Genomic DNA, 17,567 nt, shown 5'->3' on the forward strand with positions numbered 1-17,567 from the left:
AGTATCAATTTTATAATAAAAAAGAGTAATTAGCGGTTATGTAACTTGCTTTGTTTATTCTAATTTTATGAGCTGATGTAATGAATGTGCATAAAAAATAGCCTTAACCAATTTGGGTAAAGATTTTATGATCAGCCCTCGACAATCTATAACGAGATAAAAATCTATTAAAGATAAATTAAAACGGCAAGTTAAATGTGATAACAAAAATTATTCGAGTGGAGTGCTAGATATCGAAACCTAGCGTTTACAGTTAACCGAGCATCACAAAACCAAAGGCTTACTCAATAAGGGGTCAATTACTGAAGATATTGAGGTGGATAATATCACGCAAAAAGGCAGTGGGATTTATGGTGATAGGGTGAACATTAATTCGGGCAACTACTTAACAGTGACGGGCAGCGAAGTGGTTGGGACGCATAATGTGAGTCTTAGTGTAGGCAAAGATATCACGATTTGACATGGCGGTAAGCCTTATCAACGGCTTAATCAGTGGCGACATAAAAGGGGCAGCCGCAGGGGCACTCGCACCAAAAATTGCCACCATTATCAAACAACAGACCGAAGGAAACACTGTTGCCAACACGGTCAGCCATGCCATACTCGGAGCGGTGGTTGCTGAGCTGCAAGGTAACTCTGCACTTGTGGGTGGCATGGGTGCAGCGATAGGTGAGCGGGGTGCTGAAGTTATTGCGGGTATCCTTTACCCCGATAAAGACATCAAAAACCTAAACCAAGAAGAAAGACAACAAGTCAGTGCATTATCATAACTTGCGACAGGTCTTGCCATTGCGGCGATGGGCGGAGATATCCAAGATGTGAATACTGGGGTAGCTGCGAGTAAAAATGCGGTTGAGAATAACTTATTGAATAAAGATCCATATTGGACAGAACAAGATAAAAAAGAAGCTTCAGAAAGAATAGAACAAGTATTTATTAATAATTATTGTGGTGGAGTTGATGATGCAGCTTGTACTCAGAAAAGGCAAGAACTAGTTATTGATAATTTAAAAACAATAGGTGGTATAATTGTTGATTTTACACCAGTGGTTGGTGATATAAAAGGATTTGCTGAAGCTGAGGATAGTATCGATTATGTCATTGCAACTGTTGGATTAATACCTGGTTTAGGTGATGCTGTTGGTAAGCTCCTAAAAGAAGCTAAAGTGGCATTAAAATTAGGTGATACAAAAAAAGCAAGTGAGTTGGTTCAAGAGGCTCAGAATAAAGTAAAAGCTCTTGATGTTGGTTCTTATAGAGAACTAAAAGCTAATGAGGTAGTTGGTGATATGTTGGAGCATGACCATATTCCATCTTTTGCAGCATTGAAGAAAGCAGAGGAAGCTAGACTCGGACGTCCTTTAACTCCTACAGAGTCAAAGAAACTTTATAATGAGGCTACAACAGTAGAAGTGCCTAGAGATGTTCATCAAAAAGGGCCTACTTATGGTGGTAAAAATACACCAGAACAAATACAAAAAGATGCGACAGATCTTTGTGGTGCTGTTTGCCGAGATACTGATGCATTACGTAAAAATATGATTGAAAAGGGTTATGATCCAAATCAAGTTGAAGATGCGATAAATAAGATAATAGCTCGTAATAAAAAAATGGGGATTTATTGATAATGATAGAATGGCAAAAGTTTGTTAATGCATTAGGATATGCTGAAATATCAGAAGAGTTTTTGAAGTTAGAAAACTCTATTGGTGAAAAACCTGAAATTTCTGAGGATCCTATTGAATACAATGATCCAGATCAAACTAAATATTATGAATTTTTTCGTACAGGTATTCTTATTGGTTTTAGAAAACAACACTTAAATCATATTCAATTTTTTTTTAAGGCAGAAAATAATTATTCGATATATAAAGGGAAATTATTTAGAGAAATAGATGGTAATTATACTGAAAAAATGATTATTGAATTATTAGGAAATCCATCAAAAAAAGGAGGAAATGAGCAAAGTCCTTTTTTTGGTTATATAAATTCTTGGGTATTATATGATATGGGGTCTTATACTATTCATTTTGAATTCACAAAAAATGAAGTTCTTAGTTTAGCTACAATAGCTGTATTATCAATTTAATTGTTTTGATTTAGTTCTGCGATTTTTATCGCAGAACTAAACTAATTATTTACTGATTATGGATGGTTTTGAGCTTGATGATTATGAAAGCCTATTTACCTGAACAGCTAGAAAGCAGAATTAATGAATTAATTATTAGTTTAGTTAATATGATAAAAAATTAGCCTAAATTTGGTCGAATGATCGATAAAGATACCAATGTTAAATAAAGGGTATTAGCTCAAACTTAACCTGACAATCCTGACACTATATCAGTTTATTTGTTATTAAAAGTGACATTTAATACTGTCACTAAATTCTATAATTAATTTTTTAATTACTAATTTTGGCTTAGCACCAATTTTTAGCCATTATTGTTTTCATGCACCATTGTAGTAAATAATGGCCACCCCTGTTGTATTACTCATTGAGCCATATTTCTTTCTATTTAAAACATAAAAACACACTATTTACCTATAAAAAAATCGTTCAAAAATGTATTGATTTTATTTAATTTTTTTGCTGGCCGTGACGTGATATCGACAACAAAGCAAGGTTTGATGTTAGCCACGTATCGGTCAGTGGTGGCACTGGCGGTGCAAGTGCTCCGTGGATAGCCGAACAGATAAAACTGCACACAGGGCATATGGATAAAGACGGCAACTGGGTGAGTGATAACGAAACGGCAAGATTAGTATCGCATGCTATACTGGGTGCAGTGGTAGCGGAATTACAAGGTAACTCAGGGATAGTCGGTGGAGCAAGTGCCGTAGGCGGCGAGCTGGCGGCAAAAGTCATCATTGATAACCTCTATGGTGGAAGAGACATCAAAGACCTCTCTGAAGCTGAAAAACAAAACATCAGCGCGTTAACTCAATTAGCGATGGGGCTATCAACTGCAGTGGGTGGTGGAGATGTGGGTGACATAAGTACTTCGATAGCTGCAAGTAAGAATGCGGTTGAGAATAATGCCATTTTAGGGCAATTCGTAGGAAAAACAGACGAAGAAATTAAAAAAATGCTCCACGCTCAATCTAATTGTGAAAATGATAGGGAAGGATGTAAATTAGTAGGTACAATTGTTATTGGTACTATATTAGCACCAGTTGTGCTAGCATTCTTACCAGAAGAGGCAATTATTGGTGGATTTTTAAGTGGCACAGCTAGCATTGGTGGTCAATATTATTTTAATGAAGATGGTAGTATCAGTTGGAGAGATGTAGGAATAGCAACAGGAACGGGTGCTTTTACTGCTGGATTTGGCACTAAATTTTGGGGAACAATCAGTTGGAATGCTGCTGGGGGTGCATTATCGAATCAATTAGATGGTAAAGATCCTGTAACAGGTGCCATAATTGGTGCTGGCTCATCAACAATTGGTTATGCCGTTGGGAAATATGCAGAAAAAGGACTCCGTCCAATCTTTAATCCAGCAGCAAATAAATATATTCATGAAACAAACAAAGGCTTTTTAGGAATAACAGGGCATTATACAGAAAGCTCAATTCCTGCTATTGGGGGAAATGTAACTGATTCTATACTTGGTACAATGACAGAAAATTATATTAAAGAAAAAGTTGGTAAAAACAAAAATGAAAAAAAATAGAAAATATTTGGCATTATTATATTGTGTAACAGTAGTTCCTTTTCTGTTTTTTTGTAGTGCAATTATAATTGAATTAACCATCTCAATAATACTGTTTATTATGTATAATGTAGATTTTATATATGGCGTTAATGATATATATATAGCTTGTAAGGTAGCTTGTTTTGGTATTCCTACAGGGATAGCATTTTGGTATTTAGAGTGTCGTCGCTATGGAATTAAAATATTTGGTAAATAATATTATCCCAGCTTTAATGCTGGGATTTTACCCTATCCAAAATTTTGTATATTTGTTATTTAAAGATAGTAGTTAATTCTGTGACTAAATTCTTAACTTCGCCAAAATATTAGATAGTGCTCACCTCTATCATTTTATCGTTTTTGTAATCAATCATAATGCGGTAGACTGCCAATTACAAGCCAACCAAGCGACCAAAAACCTAGGCACCATGGGGGGAGATGTCAGCAAAGGGATTGACACAGCGACATCGATTATCACAGGCATTATTACCGGTGACATTACAGGAGGCCTTGCGGGGGCCAGTGCTCCATGGATAGCCGAGCAGATAAAACTGCACACAGGGCATATGGATAAAGACGGCAACTGGGTGAGTGGCGGAGATGCAGGAGACATCAGCACCTCGATAGCTGCGAGTAAGAATGCGGTTGAGAATAATGCCATTTTAGGACAATTCGCAGGAAAAACTGAAAAAGAAATAATGGAAAAAATTCATGCTCAAGCTAATTGTGAACATGATAGGGAAGGATGTAAATTAGTAGGTACAATTGTTATTGGTACTATATTAGCACCAGTTGTGATAGCACTCTTACCAGAAGAAGCAATGATTGGTGGATTTTTAAGTGGTACAGCAAATATTGGTGGTCAATATTATTTTAATGAAGATGGCAGTATCAGTTGGAGAGATGTAGGAATAGCAACAGGAACGGGTGCTTTTACTGCTGGATTTGGCACTAAATTTTGGGGAACAATCAGTTGGAATGCTGCTGGGGGTGCATTATCGAATCAATTAGATGGTAAAGATCCTGTAACAGGTGCCATAATTGGTGCTGGTTCATCAACAATTGGTTATGGTGTTGGGAAATATGCAGAAAAAGGACTCCGTCCAATCTTTAATCCAGCAGCAAATAAATATATTCATGAAACAAACAAAGGCTTTTTAGGAATAACAGGGCATTATACAGAAAGCTCAATTCCTACTTGGGGGGGGAGGCTTATTTGATTCTGTAATAAGCACAGGTTCTGAAAAAATTATTCAGACACAAACTAAGAGTAATAATAATGAAAAAAAATAGAAAATATGTAGCACTCTTCTATTTGACAGTTGGTACTCCTTTTGTGCTTTTTTGCGCACAGGTATTATTTTATTTAATGATTTCAATAGTCATTATGGCTATTGAACAAAGTGATTTAAAGTTTTTTATTGAATTTATAAAAGAATATATATATACAATTTTTAAACTTTCTTGCTTTGTAGGTATTTTATCTGGAGCTATCATCTGGTATGCGGAGTGTCGTCGCTATGGAATTAAAATATTTGGTAAATAATATTATCCCAGCTTTAATGCTGGGATTTTACCCTATCCAAAATTGGATATTTGTTATTTAAAGATAGTAGTTAATTCTGTGACTAAATTCTTAACTTCGCCAAAATATTAGATAGTGCTCACCTCTATCATTTTATCGTTTTTGTAATCAATCATAATGCGGTAGACTGCCAATTACAAGCCAACCAAGCGACCAAAAACCTAGGCACCATGGGGGGAGATGTCAGCAAAGGGATTGACACAGCGACGTCGATTATCACAGGCATTATTACCGGTGACATTACAGGAGGCCTTGCGGGGGCCAGTGCTCCATGGATAGCCGAGCAGATAAAACTGCACACAGGGCATATGGATAAAGACGGCACTTGGGTGACAGATAATGAAGCAGCGAGATTAGTATCGCATGCTATACTGGGTGCGGTGGTAGCGGAATTACAAGGTAACTCAGGGATAGTCGGTGGAGCAAGTGCCGTAGGCGGCGAGCTGGCGGCAAAAGTTATCTTAGATAACCTCTATGGTGGAAGAGACATCAAAGACCTCACTGAAGCTGAAAAACAAAACATCAGCGCATTAACCCAATTAGTGATGGGACTATCAACTGCGGTGAGTGGCGGAGATGCAGGAGACATCAGCACCTCGATAGCTGCGAGTAAGAATGCGGTTGAGAATAATTCTGCAGCAATGCTAGCATGGGAGAATGAAACAAGACTCAATGAACAACTACGGCTTCTAGAATTATTTGATGGAGATGGTGAAAAACTCAGTGCATATGTTCAAGGTGAAGGGACAGGACAGCTTGACGGAGTTTTAGACGGAGCTGCTAATACAGTATCAGGTATTATAGATACTATTATACATCCTATAGATACAGCTGTAGGTATGTATGAAGTGGTCACGAATTTAGATAAAGTTTATGATAATATAAAGATTTCGGTAACTGAATGGCAAGAACTTTATGAATATGCTTTAGAACATGATCCTGAATCAGCTGGGTATATGATCGGATATGCCAAAGGAAGAATTGGGAGTGAAATTACTGGTGGATTTGTGTTGGGAAATGCTGCTTCAAAAGTTGTTCAAAAGGTAGCCCGATTAAAAGTATTATCTAATGCTGGAAAGTGGACGAATATAATTGATAGTAATAAATTTAATTATCTTTTTGGCAACTCAACCAGTAATGCACATAATGCAGCTAGATTAAATCAGCTTGCTTTAGAAATGAAAAGACTTGGAATTTTTAATGATGTACAAGGACAACAACTATTAGAAAATCACTTCCAATTAGCTACTCAAGGAACAAAAAATATAGTAAATAGTTTTTCAAACTCACATGGTACTTTTGAAGTAAGGCAATCATTACTTATAGGGCCGTCAGGAAAAGCAACAATGCTAGAAACTACATTCCAAGTTATGCCTGATGGTTCTAGGCGATTTGTAACAACTATTCCAAAAAGTGGAGCAATAAAATAATGTTTATAGAACAATATCCAAATGAAATAGATTTATTCGTTTTTTTTGAAAGTAAACCTTTTTATAAAAATAATGATGATATGGATTTCGCATATAAATTCAGTCAACATAATGGATTATCTTTAATTTTTTCTTTTAGTATTACTAGTGGTTGGATTCAATCAATTATTGAATATAACGGAAAAGAAATATCTCAGTATTTGATTGAAAATGTGAATAGCTTTTATCTAGATAATGATAAAGAAGGGGAGTATTTGTCCGCAAAAATAATAAATAACGAAACTATTACAAGTATACAGATAAGGATTAAGCCAGATATATCAGTAAAGTGGAATACTCTTATCAGATAATTAAGTAGATCAAACTAAGTTTTTCAGCTTATATTTTTTGTTATTAATAATTGAAATTAGCTAAATACATTAAGGAAATGGACGAAGGAAAATCTTCAAATGACGAGGCTTGCAAATGGTCTTAGGAATATAGAATTAAAATTTAGGTAAAATAAAAATACGCTAACATACACAAGATGTATAATCGTATAAAAAAATTGGATTTTTTACTTTTAATTTTGGGGTGCAGTTCAAGCCACTTTAAAATTTTAAATTATTAATGACTAACCTAAAAATAAAAAAGGTTACTAGATATTTTAGTAACCTTTATTATTTTGATAAGATACTAAAAAGCAAACTATTGACCCATGCGGCGAGTCAATTCGATAACACGAATTTTTGCCAACGCTTTTGATAGTTCTGCAGAAGCTTGAGCAAATGACATATCATCGCTTGGGTGATTAATATGCTCTTGCGCTTGTCTTACTGCTTCTTGTGCTCTTGCTTCATCTAGATCTTCGCCACGGATAGCGGTATCCGCTAAGATGGTTACGATGTTAGGTTGTACTTCTAATATGCCACCAGATAGGTAGATAAACTCTTCTTTACCATCCGCTTTCACAATGCCAACCATACCGGGTTTTATGGTTGTCAGTAAAGGGGTGTGCCCAGGATAAATTCCAAGTTCACCTTCTTTACCCGTGATTCTGATTCGCTGAACATCACCTGAAAACAAGTGAGATTCAGCACTAACAACTTCTAATTGATAGGAAGTTAGTGCCATAATACGATCTCCATTAAATACGATCTTCGCTCAATGAATCTCTTAGAGAGATTTTGCCTTCTCAATCGCTTCATCGATTGAACCAACCATATAGAATGCTTGTTCAGGGATGTGGTCATAATCACCGTTCATGATTCCTTTAAATGCACTGATCGTGTCTTTTAAAGGTACATATTTTCCTGGTGAACCAGTAAATACTTCTGCAACAAAGAATGGTTGAGATAAGAAGCGTTGAATTTTACGAGCACGAGCAACGATCAATTTATCATCTTCTGATAACTCATCCATACCAAGAATGGCAATAATATCTTTCAATTCTTGATAACGTTGTAGAATTGATTGAACGCCACGGGCACAATCATAGTGCTCTTGACCAACAACTAAAGGATCTAATTGACGGCTGGTAGAATCTAGTGGATCCACGGCCGGATAGATACCTAAAGAAGCAATTTGTCGACTTAATACGATTGTTGCATCTAAGTGAGCAAAGGTTGTTGCTGGTGATGGGTCAGTTAAGTCATCTGCTGGTACGTATACGGCTTGGATTGACGTTATCGAACCTGTTTTAGTAGATGTGATACGTTCTTGTAGTAAGCCCATTTCTTCGGCTAATGTTGGTTGATAACCTACCGCCGATGGCATACGACCTAATAATGCAGATACTTCAGTACCGGCTAAGGTATAACGGTAAATATTATCGATAAATAATAAAACGTCTTTACCTTCATCACGGAATTTTTCAGCCATGGTTAACCCCGTTAACGCAACACGTAAACGGTTTCCTGGTGGCTCATTCATCTGACCATAAACTAACGATACTTTATCAAGTACGTTTGATTCTTTCATTTCATGGTAAAAGTCGTTACCTTCACGAGTACGTTCACCCACACCAGTAAACACTGAGTAACCCGAGTGTTCGATAGCGATATTACGGATTAACTCCATCATATTAACGGTTTTACCTACACCCGCACCACCGAATAGACCCACTTTACCACCTTTAGCAAATGGGCAAATTAAGTCGATAACTTTAATACCTGTTTCAAGCAATTCAGTTGAGTTTGCGAGTTCTTCATAGGTTGGCGCTGCACGGTGAATCGCCCAACGCTCTTCTTCACCAATTGGACCTGCTTTATCAACAGGATCGCCAAGCACGTTCATAATACGACCAAGTGTTTTAGTCCCCACTGGTACTTCGATACCGTGACCTGTATTTACAACTTTAAGTCCACGTCTTAAGCCATCAGATGATCCCATTGCGATACAACAAACAACGCCACCACCTAATTGTTGCTGAACTTCCAGAACTAATTTTTCAGTGCCAGTTTCCACTTCTAATGCATCATATACCTTTGGTACTGCATCTTCTGGGAATTCGACATCAACCACCGCACCGATGATCTGGACAATCTTTCCAGTAGCCATTTTTAATCCTCTACGTCTTTTTCTTAACTATAAGCCAATATTTAGCACTAACCTGAAACAGCGGCTGCACCGGATACAATATCAATTAATTCATTAGTGATAGCACCTTGACGTGCTTTGTTATACACAATTTGTAATTCATTAATTAGGTTTGCACCGTTATCTGTTGCTGCTTTCATGGCCACCATTCTTGCTGCTTGTTCACTCGCTAAATTATCAACCACTGCTTGATAGACTTGTGATTCAATATAGCGACGTAAAATCACGTCTAATAGCGATTTAGCATCAGGCTCATAAATATAATCCCATGATGAAGCTTTGAGCTCTTTATCTTCTGATGGCGGTAAAGGTAATAATTGCTGAATTGTTGGCTTTTGTGACATGGTATTAATAAATTTATTCGTCACAATATATAATTTATCAATTTTACCATTATCATATGCCTCAAGCATTGTTTTTACCGGACCAATTAAATCGGATAAATTGGGTTCATCCCCTAAGTTAGTCACTTGAGTTAAGATGTTTGCTTTTATTGATGAGAAAAACGAAACACCACGAGAACCAACTAAAGCAACATCAGCTTCAACACCTTTTTCCTGCCATGCTGACATGTCAGCAATGACAGTTTTAAAAAGATTGATATTTAAACCACCACATAAACCACGATCGGTTGAAATAATAAGGTAGCCAACTCGCTTTACATCTCTTTCTTCTAAATAAGGATGTTTGGCGCCTATTTGAGCTAACGCTAAATGTCCAATTACTTCGCGGATCATTTCGGCATAAGGTCGACTAGCGGCCATTCTATCTTGCGTTTTACGCATTTTAGAATTGGCAACCATTTCCATTGCTTTTGTGATCTTTTGCGTACTTTGGATACTGGCAATTTTTGTTCTAATCTCTTTTGCATTAGCCATTTGTTACCTCACCCTTACCAAGTTTGAGTTGATTTAAAGCTTTCAAGTAATGCTTTTAGCTTACTTTCAATCTCATCATTGTAATTACCCGTCTCGTCGATTAATTTGACAAAATCGGCATATTGACTATGGGCATAAGCAAGTAGCGCTGTTTCAAATGATAATACTTTAGCCAGTTCTACATCTTCAAGATAACCACGTTCAGCAGCGTAAAGCACAATTGATTGTTCAGCAACAGTCATTGGAGAGTATTGCTTTTGCTTTAACAATTCGGTTACTTTTTCGCCGTGACTTAATTGGTTTCTTGTTGCTTCATCTAAGTCAGATGCAAATTGAGAGAACGCAGCTAACTCACGATACTGCGCCAGTGCGGTACGAATACCACCTGATAATTTTTTCATTATCTTCGTTTGCGCAGCACCACCCACACGTGAAACCGAAATACCCGGGTTAACCGCAGGACGGATACCTGAGTTAAATAGGCTAGTTTCAAGGAATATCTGACCATCAGTAATCGAAATTACGTTAGTTGGTACGAATGCCGAAACGTCACCTGCTTGAGTTTCAATAATTGGTAATGCTGTTAATGAACCTGTTTTACCTTTAACTTCGCCTTTTGTGTACTCTTCAACATAAGCTTCGTTCACGCGCGCTGCACGTTCAAGTAAACGAGAGTGAAGATAAAATACATCACCTGGATAAGCTTCACGTCCAGGTGGACGACGAAGTAGTAATGAAATTTGACGATAAGCAACGGCTTGTTTAGATAAATCATCATAAACAATTAATGCATCTTGACCACGGTCGCGGAAGTATTCACCCATTGCACAACCCGCATAAGGTGCTAAGTATTGTAACGCAGCTGATTCAGACGCTGATGCCACAACTACAATAGTATTTTTAAGGGCACCATGTTCTTCAAGTTTACGCACAACATTTGCAATAGTTGATTGTTTTTGCCCAATGGCAACATAAATACATTTTACCCCTGAGTCACGTTGGTTAATGATGGCATCGACAGCAAGCGCTGTTTTACCTGTTTGACGGTCACCAATGATCAGCTCACGTTGACCTCGTCCAATTGGAATCATTGAGTCAACGGCTTTATAACCGGTTTGTAATGCTTGGTCAACGGATTTACGATCGATAACACCTGGAGCAACAACTTCGACAGGTGAAAAGCCATCATGTTGAAGTGAGCCTTTACCGTCAATTGGTTCGCCTAGTGTATTAATAACGCGACCTAATAAACCTTCACCAACTGGTACTTGTAAAATACGACCAGTACATTGTACTTTCATACCTTCAGACAAGTCTTCGTATGGTCCCATAACTACCGCACCGACAGAGTCTCTTTCAAGGTTTAATGCCATTGCATATCGGTTGCCAGGTAATGCAATCATCTCACCTTGCATTACATCAGTTAATCCGTGGATTCGAAGAATACCATCACTTACAGATATGATAGTTCCTTCATTGTGAGCATCACTCACAATATTGAACTGAGCTATCCGCTCTTTAATTAGTTCACTTATTTCAGTTGAATTTAGCTGCATTATCAGTCCCCTTAAGACTGTAGAGCGTCATTTAAACGATTTAAACGCCCTCTGATACTACTATCAATAACCATATCGCCCGTACGAATAATAAAACCAGAAATGAGCGACTTATCTATATGACATTTTAGTTTTACTTTTCGTGATAAACGTTTTTCGACAGCGACAGAAATCTTATTAAGTTGTTCATTAGATAGCTCACTGGCAGAAATAACATCTACATCTGCTTGTGCTTCTCTATCTAAACAATATTGTTCAAACAAGGTTAAGACTTCAGGAAGAAGTGATAATCGCTTGTTTTCAGCCATAATCTTAATAAAGTTAGTACTAAACTCATCTAACACATCTTTACAGATGTTGATGAGTAAGTTAGCCACCGAATCGGTTTTCATGTCAGATGTTAAAACACTTCTTATTTGAGCATCTTTACTCACTTCAGATGTTAACACTAACATGTTATGCCATGATTCGATGCTGTTTCTTTCTACTGCAAAATCGAAAGCGGCTTTAGCATAAGGGCGAGCAATTGTAATTAAGTCAGCCATTGCTCTATTCTCCTTATAGTTCAGCTACGAGTTTATCAATGATGTCGCTATTTGCGGCTTCATTAACAGAACGTTGAATAATTTTTTCTGCACCAGCAATAGCAAGTGTAGCGACTTGTTGTTTGAGCTCTTCTTTAACTCGTTTGCGCTCGGCCTCTACTTCGGCAAGTCCTTGCGCAACAATTCGTTCTTTTTCACGAGAAGCTTCTTGTTTTGCTTCTTCAAGAATGGCTGCTTTACGTTTGTTGGCTTGCTCAATAATTGCATTAGCCTCAACCTTAGCCTGTTGCATTATGTCAGATGTATTTGCTTTGGCTAATTCCAAATCTTTTTTTGCTGTTTCTGCTGAAGCAAGTCCTTCGGCGATCTCTTTTTGGCGTTTTTCAATTGCGCCAATAACAGGAGGCCAAACAAACTTCATACAGAACCAAACAAACAATACAAATGTAATTGCTTGGCCGAGGAGAGTTGCGTTCATATTCATGACACGATTCCTCTTAAATTTTTATTAACCTGCGACAGCAAAAATAACATAAAGCGCAATCCCCACACAGATCATTGGGATCGCATCAACTAGGCCCATAACGATAAAGAATTGAGTACGTAACATAGGCATCAATTCTGGTTGACGAGCAGCACCTTCTAAAAATTTGCCACCTAATAAACCAATACCAACTGCACCACCAATTGCAGCTAATCCCATCATGATGCCTGCGGCTACAAATAACATACTATCCATTATATACTCCAGTTTATTATCAAAAAAATATTAAAATTAATGATCTTCCGTTGCCGACGCCATAGCTAAATAGACGATCGTCAACACCATAAAAATAAAAGCTTGTAACGTAATTATTAAAATATGGAAAATGGCCCATGGTAACGATAATACCCATTGTGACCACCAAGGTAATAATGCAGCAATTAGGATGAAGATAAGTTCACCTGCGTACATATTTCCAAAAAGTCGAAGTCCTAAAGAAACAGGTTTCGCTAATAGACTAACTAATTCAAGTACTAAATTGATAGGCGCAAATGCCCAGTGGTTAAATGGGTGTAAGGTATATTCTTTGATAAACCCTGAAATCCCTTTGTACTTAATTGAATAAATGATGATAAGTGCAAACACACCTAAAGACATTGACATGGTAATGCTAACATCTGCAGTTGGCACAACTCTTAAATGCGATAGACCTAAATATTGACCGGCATAAGGGAGAAAATCAACCGGGATAAGATCCATTAAATTCATCAAGAAAACCCAAATAAATACCGTTAATGCTAACGGTGCAATGAGTTTATTCTGACCGGTGAACATATCTTTGACAGTATTGTTGACAAACTCAAAGATCATTTCTACTGCACATTGTAGCTTACTTGGTACGCCACTGGTTGCTTTTTGGGCAACACGATGAAAAATCCACAAAAAGATAACACCAAGTAGAATCGAAAAGAACAATGAGTCAAGATTAAAGGTCCAAAAACCGGAACCTACTTGCAAGTTCTCAAGATGATGCTTGATATAAGCTTGTGGTGAAGCTGGAGAGGAAACTGACATATAACCCTCTTAACCTATTTCTAAAAATAAAATATTGCTTATAGTTTCATTCAAAAAGGTATAAGCAATCGCTGTAATAATTTGAAGTTACTATTTTAAACCTAATAGCCTATACCAAGTCAACCTTTGATTAGCTAAATTAAGAATTTAAACACTTTTTACTAATTTTTCGTAAATATGTATAACTTCTTTTATTATTTTAATCCGAATATTAGCCTATCAATGGTTAAATTAATGGGTATAAATTGTGCTATTTCAAACGTTAACTTTAAGCTGTAAGTGCTGCTGCGATATTTTGGGCCAATTTTTGCACTTCGTGTTGATTACTTCCTTCCACCATGACACGAATTAACGGTTCGGTTCCTGATTTACGAATTAACACTCGACCGTGATGACCAAGTTGTTTTTCTGCTTGCTCAATCGCCGATTTTACTGTAGTGCTATTTAGTGGATCATGCTCACCCGAAAGTCTAACATTAATCAACACTTGTGGTAACATTGTCATACCGCTACATAAATCAGCTAATGACATGTCATTGCGTACCATTGCGGCTAGTACTTGTAGGCCAGCAATGATACCATCTCCTGTTGTCGTTTTATCTAATAATAAAACGTGACCCGAATTTTCAGCGCCTAAGCGCCAATCTTTTTCGACCAGTTTTTCAAGCACATAACGATCTCCAACTTTGGCACGAACAAAAGGAATACCAAGCTTTTTAAGTGCTATCTCAAGCCCCATATTGCTCATTAATGTGCCGACAACACCACCTTTTAGTTGACCTTGTCTTAATGCTTCGCGTGCAATGATATAGATAATTAAATCACCATCAACTTTGCGACCTTCATGATCAACCATGATGATGCGATCGCCATCACCATCTAATGCAAAGCCTAGATTGGCTTTTTCGTCAATAACACATTTGGCTAGTGCTTTTACGTCAGTTGCGCCACAATTTTCATTAATATTTACTCCATCTGGCTCACAGCCAATTTTAATCACTTGCGCACCAAGCTCTCGTAATACTTTAGGGGCAATGTGATAGGTGGCACCGTTAGCGCAATCGACGACAATTTTTAATCCTGCCAAACTTAAATCATGATCGAATGTACTTTTACAGAATTCAATGTAGCGGCCTGCGGCGTCAGTAATACGGCTTGCTCGACCAAGTTGTTTGGACTCTACGCAATCGATCTCTTTTTCAAGTTCAGCTTCAATTTCTAATTCGATGGTGTCATCAAGCTTTTTCCCTTCAGTCGAAAAGAACTTAATACCATTATCATAAAAAGGATTGTGTGAGGCAGAAATAACTACGCCGGCATCGGCCCGGAAAGTACGGGTTAAATAGGCAATCGCTGGGGTTGGCATTGGGCCAGTAAAGGCCGCAGCAACACCTGCCGAGGCAAATCCTGCTTCGAGTGCCGATTCAAGCATATAGCCTGAGATGCGAGTATCTTTACCGATTAATACTTTTTTCACGCCATCTTTGGCAAGCACACGACCTGCTGCCCAACCTAATTTGAGTGCAAAATCTGGTGTGATAGGATATTCTCCAACTTTACCGCGAATCCCATCTGTACCAAAATATTTTCGATTAGACATTTTACTCCCTCACACTAAATTATTTTTGATAAACGCATATTTTAATTTGTAAAAAACTTTCAGGAAAGTATACCGCTTTGTATAAAGTTACTCTCTATTATCATTGGCAAATTTTAATAATACTTGGCTCTCTTTAATAAAGCGCTCTGCGTAAGAGCCAAACCAAGTAGTTACTTCATTAAAATTTTTGATAAATTTTGCTTTGTCTCGCTGTTCAATTAATTTAACCATTTGTCCAAAGCGTTCGTAATAGCGTTTAATTAATTCGATATTATCATCCGATGCCATAATGATATCAGCATAAAGCTCGGGATCTTGAGCAAACAAGCGCCCAACCATCATCAGTTCAAGACGATAAATAGGCGAGGAGAGCGCAATGAGTTGTTCTAAATCAGCCTGTTCACGTTGCAAATTAACGCCATATGAAAAAGAAGTAAAATGGCGCAGAGCTTGGATGAACGACATGCATTTGTCATGCTCTTTGGCATCAATTGCGCATAAATTAGCGCCCCATATACGCATTTGCTCAATTAGCCATTGATATTTTGTTTGATCGCGTCCATCGCAATAAACAATGATTTGTTTAGCTAAATTAGGAACGTCGGGACCAAACATTGGGTGCAACCCGACTACTGGACCTTGATGTTTATCAAGCATGGCTTGGAGTGGCTTGACTTTTATGGATGTGAAATCTGTTAAAATACAATCTTTAGGTAATGGTGGTAATTGTTTGATGATTTCGCAAGTTTTGTTTATTGGTACTGTCACAATCACAGCCGCTGCATCAGCAACCACTTCGGCGGCTTGATGCATGGTTTTTGATCCCAAGGTTTTAACCTGATAGCCAGATAAAGTAAATAATCGAGCAAACAACCGCCCCATTTGCCCATTACCGCCAATAATCACGACTGAACCTTCACCAGTATAGACTTTTTTGAAACCTTTGTTGTTTTCACTAATATAAGATTCACGCATTAAACGACGTAAAATATCTTCAATTAAGGCAGGGGATACACCTTGAGCTTCAGCCTCTTGCCGTCTTTTAGCTAGCATATCGGCTTCACGCTGAGGGGCATAAATGGGAATACCATGCTTGCTTTTCACCTCGCCAACTTCGGCAACTAATGCTAATCGTTTGCTAATTAAAGATAAAATAGATTTATCAACTTCATCAATTTTATCGCGTAAGGCAAGTAATTCCGTAGACATATGCGGTGATTCCTTATTATCACAAAGGTTGCTTTTTCTGTAATAGCTTAACAGTATAACGTATTTTTGATACGATGCGTATTTAGAACATCAAATCAAAGACAATAAATCAGTATGAAGATTATCTCTTTTAATATTAACAGCCTTCGTGCTCGCATCCACCAATTATCCGCTATTATTGATAAATATCAGCCCGATGTAATTGGTTTGCAAGAAACTAAAGTGCATAATGATCAGTTTCCCGTTGCCGAACTTGAACAATTTGGTTATTACCTCAACTACCATGGGCAAAAAGGACATTATGGTGTTGCGTTGCTAACAAAACAAAAACCGTTGTCAGTACAATATGGCTTTCCAACTGATGGTGATGATGCGCAATGTCGCTTAATTATGGTTGAACTACCCACAAGTAAAGGCAATTTAACGGTAATTAATGGTTATTTTCCTCAAGGTGAAAGTTTACATCATGAAATAAAATACCCTGCAAAGCGTAAATTTTATCAAGATTTGAATAATTATTTACAAGAAAATCAATTAAATAATCAGTTATCTTTAATTATAGGTGATATGAATATTTGCCCAACCGACTTAGATGTTGGCATTTCGCAAGAGAGCCGTAAGCGTTGGCTACACACCGGTAAATGTTCATTTTTGCCCGAAGAACGCGAATGGATGAACAGTTTAATGTCGCTAGGTTTTGTTGATACTTACCGCCACGACCACCCAACTGCGCAAGAGTATTCTTGGTTTGATTATCGCTCAAAAGGTTTTGAAACGGATACAGGGCTTAGGATTGACTTGATCTTAGCCAGCCCCAAATTACTAGCACATTGTCAACAAACGGGGATTGATTATGATATTCGTGCAATGGAAAAGCCATCTGATCATGCGCCAATTTGGGCTAAATTTGATTTAGTATAAACCTATCTCGTCA

20 protein-coding genes and 1 pseudogene are annotated in these 17,567 nt (G+C 37.5%); 11 read left to right on the plus strand and 10 right to left on the minus strand.

The features are described from left to right. The first annotated feature begins 316 nt into the window (after nucleotides 1–316). The 10 genes and pseudogenes from GYX25_RS09640 (at nucleotide 317) to GYX25_RS09685 (ending at nucleotide 7,060) form a co-directional block, all read left to right on the plus strand. A complete protein-coding gene (locus tag GYX25_RS09640) occupies nucleotides 317–460 on the plus strand; it encodes a hemagglutinin repeat-containing protein (protein WP_174787268.1) in 144 nt (47 codons plus the stop codon). Between the two features lies 1 nt (nucleotide 461). Then, nucleotides 462–770, plus strand: coding sequence for a hypothetical protein (locus GYX25_RS09645; protein ID WP_174787269.1), 309 nt, complete (start codon nucleotides 462–464; stop codon nucleotides 768–770). A 12-nt stretch (nucleotides 771–782) separates the two neighbouring features. Then, nucleotides 783–1,625, plus strand: a pseudogene (locus tag GYX25_RS09650) (VENN motif pre-toxin domain-containing protein); the annotation flags it as partial. A 2-nt stretch (nucleotides 1,626–1,627) separates the two neighbouring features. After that, nucleotides 1,628–2,089, plus strand: coding sequence for a hypothetical protein (locus GYX25_RS09655; RefSeq protein WP_174787271.1), 462 nt, complete (start codon nucleotides 1,628–1,630; stop codon nucleotides 2,087–2,089). A gap of 625 nt (nucleotides 2,090–2,714) precedes the next feature. Continuing rightward, nucleotides 2,715–3,674 carry a VENN motif pre-toxin domain-containing protein gene (locus GYX25_RS09660; RefSeq protein WP_174787272.1) on the plus strand — a complete coding sequence of 320 codons (960 nt, stop codon included), beginning with the start codon at nucleotides 2,715–2,717 and terminating at the stop codon, nucleotides 3,672–3,674. Beyond that, nucleotides 3,661–3,912, plus strand: coding sequence for a hypothetical protein (locus GYX25_RS09665; protein ID WP_174787273.1), 252 nt, complete (start codon nucleotides 3,661–3,663; stop codon nucleotides 3,910–3,912). Before GYX25_RS09660 ends, GYX25_RS09665 begins: the two co-directional genes overlap by 14 nt. Before the next feature lie 211 nt (nucleotides 3,913–4,123). Next, nucleotides 4,124–4,915 (plus strand): hypothetical protein, encoded by a 792-nt coding sequence (locus tag GYX25_RS09670; protein ID WP_174787274.1) that lies wholly within the window; start codon nucleotides 4,124–4,126, stop codon nucleotides 4,913–4,915. 59 nt (nucleotides 4,916–4,974) lie between these two features. Then, complete coding sequence (locus tag GYX25_RS09675) at nucleotides 4,975–5,241, plus strand: hypothetical protein (protein ID WP_065626446.1); 267 nt, start codon at nucleotides 4,975–4,977, stop codon at nucleotides 5,239–5,241. A 209-nt stretch (nucleotides 5,242–5,450) separates the two neighbouring features. Then, nucleotides 5,451–6,710 (plus strand): VENN motif pre-toxin domain-containing protein, encoded by a 1,260-nt coding sequence (locus GYX25_RS09680; protein ID WP_174787275.1) that lies wholly within the window; start codon nucleotides 5,451–5,453, stop codon nucleotides 6,708–6,710. After that, nucleotides 6,710–7,060 (plus strand): hypothetical protein, encoded by a 351-nt coding sequence (locus GYX25_RS09685; protein WP_174787276.1) that lies wholly within the window; start codon nucleotides 6,710–6,712, stop codon nucleotides 7,058–7,060. The genes GYX25_RS09680 and GYX25_RS09685 overlap by 1 nt, the downstream gene beginning before the upstream one ends. Nucleotides 7,061–7,397: 337 nt before the next feature. Here GYX25_RS09685 and GYX25_RS09690 read toward each other — a convergent pair whose 3' ends face one another. The 10 genes from GYX25_RS09690 to tyrA all read right to left on the minus strand — a co-directional run bounded on the left by GYX25_RS09690 (nucleotide 7,398) and on the right by tyrA (nucleotide 16,633). After that, nucleotides 7,398–7,823: a F0F1 ATP synthase subunit epsilon gene (locus GYX25_RS09690; protein ID WP_091350461.1), complete on the minus strand. Its 426-nt coding sequence runs from the start codon at nucleotides 7,821–7,823 to the stop codon at nucleotides 7,398–7,400. Between the two features lie 42 nt (nucleotides 7,824–7,865). Further along, on the minus strand, nucleotides 7,866–9,248 hold the full coding sequence (gene atpD, locus GYX25_RS09695) for a F0F1 ATP synthase subunit beta (RefSeq protein ID WP_065635973.1): 1,383 nt from the start codon (nucleotides 9,246–9,248) through the stop codon (nucleotides 7,866–7,868). 47 nt (nucleotides 9,249–9,295) lie between these two features. Further along, nucleotides 9,296–10,165 (minus strand): F0F1 ATP synthase subunit gamma, encoded by an 870-nt coding sequence (atpG, locus tag GYX25_RS09700; RefSeq protein WP_085247559.1) that lies wholly within the window; start codon nucleotides 10,163–10,165, stop codon nucleotides 9,296–9,298. 14 nt (nucleotides 10,166–10,179) lie between these two features. Beyond that, complete coding sequence (gene atpA / locus GYX25_RS09705) at nucleotides 10,180–11,721, minus strand: F0F1 ATP synthase subunit alpha (protein WP_091350464.1); 1,542 nt, start codon at nucleotides 11,719–11,721, stop codon at nucleotides 10,180–10,182. 11 nt (nucleotides 11,722–11,732) lie between these two features. Next, nucleotides 11,733–12,266: a F0F1 ATP synthase subunit delta gene (gene atpH / locus GYX25_RS09710; RefSeq protein WP_091350466.1), complete on the minus strand. Its 534-nt coding sequence runs from the start codon at nucleotides 12,264–12,266 to the stop codon at nucleotides 11,733–11,735. Nucleotides 12,267–12,279: 13 nt separating this feature from the next. Continuing rightward, nucleotides 12,280–12,750, minus strand: a complete 471-nt coding sequence (gene atpF / locus GYX25_RS09715) for a F0F1 ATP synthase subunit B (RefSeq protein WP_085247556.1) — start codon at nucleotides 12,748–12,750, stop codon at nucleotides 12,280–12,282. 24 nt (nucleotides 12,751–12,774) lie between these two features. Then, nucleotides 12,775–13,005 (minus strand): F0F1 ATP synthase subunit C, encoded by a 231-nt coding sequence (gene atpE / locus GYX25_RS09720; RefSeq protein WP_034901511.1) that lies wholly within the window; start codon nucleotides 13,003–13,005, stop codon nucleotides 12,775–12,777. Nucleotides 13,006–13,041: 36 nt separating this feature from the next. Further along, a complete protein-coding gene (gene atpB / locus GYX25_RS09725; RefSeq protein WP_091350468.1) occupies nucleotides 13,042–13,824 on the minus strand; it encodes a F0F1 ATP synthase subunit A in 783 nt (260 codons plus the stop codon). A 268-nt stretch (nucleotides 13,825–14,092) separates the two neighbouring features. Further along, nucleotides 14,093–15,424: a phosphoglucosamine mutase gene (gene glmM / locus GYX25_RS09730; protein WP_174787277.1), complete on the minus strand. Its 1,332-nt coding sequence runs from the start codon at nucleotides 15,422–15,424 to the stop codon at nucleotides 14,093–14,095. Nucleotides 15,425–15,511: 87 nt separating this feature from the next. Next, nucleotides 15,512–16,633: a bifunctional chorismate mutase/prephenate dehydrogenase gene (tyrA, locus tag GYX25_RS09735; protein WP_091350472.1), complete on the minus strand. Its 1,122-nt coding sequence runs from the start codon at nucleotides 16,631–16,633 to the stop codon at nucleotides 15,512–15,514. Nucleotides 16,634–16,747: 114 nt separating this feature from the next. On the opposite strand from tyrA, the gene xthA reads away from it, so the two are divergent. Next, nucleotides 16,748–17,554, plus strand: a complete 807-nt coding sequence (gene xthA / locus GYX25_RS09740; RefSeq protein WP_174787278.1) for an exodeoxyribonuclease III — start codon at nucleotides 16,748–16,750, stop codon at nucleotides 17,552–17,554. Nucleotides 17,555–17,567: the final 13 nt, after the last annotated feature.

It is taken from the genome of Gilliamella sp. ESL0254 (assembly GCF_013344985.1).
Taxonomy (GTDB): Bacteria; Pseudomonadota; Gammaproteobacteria; order Enterobacterales; family Orbaceae; genus Gilliamella; species Gilliamella bombicola.